Below are 1,948 nucleotides of genomic sequence, written 5' to 3'. Positions count from 1 at the left end.
GAAACTCAGCAACGACATAGTATGCCTATGTCTGTCGTTTGGATGGCACACACCAAGCGAACATGTGTTGGTCTAGGCAGCCACGCAACGGTTTGCTATGATGCCCATGCACCGGGGAGGTTTCATGGGCAAACGGCGACCATTACCAACTCCCGAGACGTGGGAACAACTCGAAATGCGGATTCATTGGCCAGAACAGCGCAGTTACGAGGTCATCCGACCCGTGGTCTTGTTTGGTGACTCCGCTGCTGATCGTGCCCACGCAACAGGACAACCCATTCGCACGATCTATCGCCATCTCCAACGGTTTACTGCCAAGGGTTTTGCCGGACTCACCGAAGCCGCCAATCCACCCCCGCCTCGCACCGTGCCACCCGCTGTTCGCTCGATGATCATTGCCCTCAAAGCCGAACATCCCCCCTTAACCGCCAATGCGATCGCCCGCATTTGTTGGACATGTTTGCACTATCGGCCTGGCGCACGCACCATTGCTCGCGTTTTACGCGAAACACCGCCAACCCCACCCGCCAAACGCCGGTTTCCCGTCTTTCATGCCTTGTCTCCGACGCGGCGACGCTGGGCCATTATTCGCCTCCACCTCGATGGGTGGGGCGTGAATGCTATTGCCGCCTATATGCAAACGACACGGCGAACCGTGTCGCTGCTCCTCAAACGCTTTACGAGCGAGGATTTAGCGGCATTACGGCCACGATCACGCCGACCTCGCCACCGAGTTCGGAAAGTAACGGTCGCGATCATCCAGCGCATTCGCTCCTTACAACACAACCATCGGCTTGGTGCATGGCGCATGGCGGCGGCGCTCAAACAGGAAGGCATTCGCATTAGTCCTCGGACGTGTGGCCTGATTATGGCCAAAAATAAAACCCTCTACGCCGAATTACGGCCTCCTGATCCCCCTCCCGCCGACGATCCCAAGCCCATGCCATTCGCAGCGATTCGTCCCCACCAGTTTTGGAGTATCGATATTCGCTATCTGGACATGCATCAGCTCGGTGGCGGCAATATCTACTGTTTGACGATCCTCGATAATTACAGTCGGGCCGTTATTGCCAGTTGTGTCTCGCGCAGCCAAGATTTGACCATGTATTTGCTCGTCTTGTTTGCGGCGATTCGCAACCATGGGGCACCCGATGCGATCGTCACCGATGGGGGCAGTATTTTTCGGGCGAACCAAGCCCAAAACATCTATCGGGCCTTGGGCATCACGAAGCACCAGATCGCCAAGAAACAGCCGTGGCAAAACTATATTGAAACAACGTTTAATATTCAACGGCGCATGGCGGATGTCTCGTTCGAAACAGCAACGACATGGGAGGCATTACTGGATGCGCATGCGGTGTGGGTTGCCAATTACAACTACCAAGATCACTGGGCTCATCGCCAGCGGAGTGCGGCGTATCGAAGCCCGGTAGAGGTCTTGCGCTGGATTCGGGGCCGCCCCTTTGCCGATGCCGATTTACGGTTTGTGTTCTATAGCACGCGCTTCCAACGCCGCCTGAATCGGTTTGGCTATGTGCAGTTTCGCAGCTGGCGAATCTATGCGGAGGAAGGTTTAGCGAATCACGCGGTGACGCTGTGGCTGTATCGTGACCATCTGACGATCAGTTATGATGATCTCGTCGTGGCGCAGTATCAGGTGCGCTACCAACCCGACCAGCATCATTTTACCCAGATCACCGATCCGGCGTTATATCCAACCCCGCACCAATCGCCCCAAATGACCTTCTGGGAACGACAAGCAGGATGGTGGAACCTTGCCCAGCGCCTTGCCCTCCTCCCCATTCGCCGTATCCAACCGACTGTGGGTGGCGAGCAACTTCCGATTGACCCTTCCCTACTCGAAGCGCCTCAAGACACCGCTGCATAAGGCTCATTTTTGTGCCATCCAAACGACAGACATAGGCATACTATGTCATTGCTGAGTTTC

At 55.8% G+C, this 1,948-nt stretch carries 1 protein-coding gene; it reads left to right on the top strand.

Features of this window, described 5'->3' with window-relative positions; all coding sequences use genetic code 11:
- Nucleotides 1–124: 124 nt before the first annotated feature.
- The gene (locus tag JOD20_RS26230; protein ID WP_204758128.1) at nt 125–1,888 is read left to right on the top strand and encodes a helix-turn-helix domain-containing protein; all 1,764 of its coding nucleotides are present in this window, start codon (nt 125–127) and stop codon (nt 1,886–1,888) included.
- The last annotated feature ends 60 nt before the right edge of the window (nt 1,889–1,948 follow it).

Origin of the sequence: Herpetosiphon giganteus, from assembly GCF_016907925.1 — a bacterium.
Taxonomy (GTDB): Bacteria; Chloroflexota; Chloroflexia; order Chloroflexales; family Herpetosiphonaceae; genus Herpetosiphon; species Herpetosiphon giganteus.
The sequence above is the reverse complement of the archived record's forward strand: the minus strand, read 5'-3'. Positions and strand labels throughout refer to the sequence as shown.

Bases quoted from the DNA above. Each gene is read 5' to 3' on its own strand.
- JOD20_RS26230 (WP_204758128.1), top strand. From the start codon at position 125: ATGGGCAAACGGCGACCATTACCAACTCCCGAGACGTGGGAACAACTC.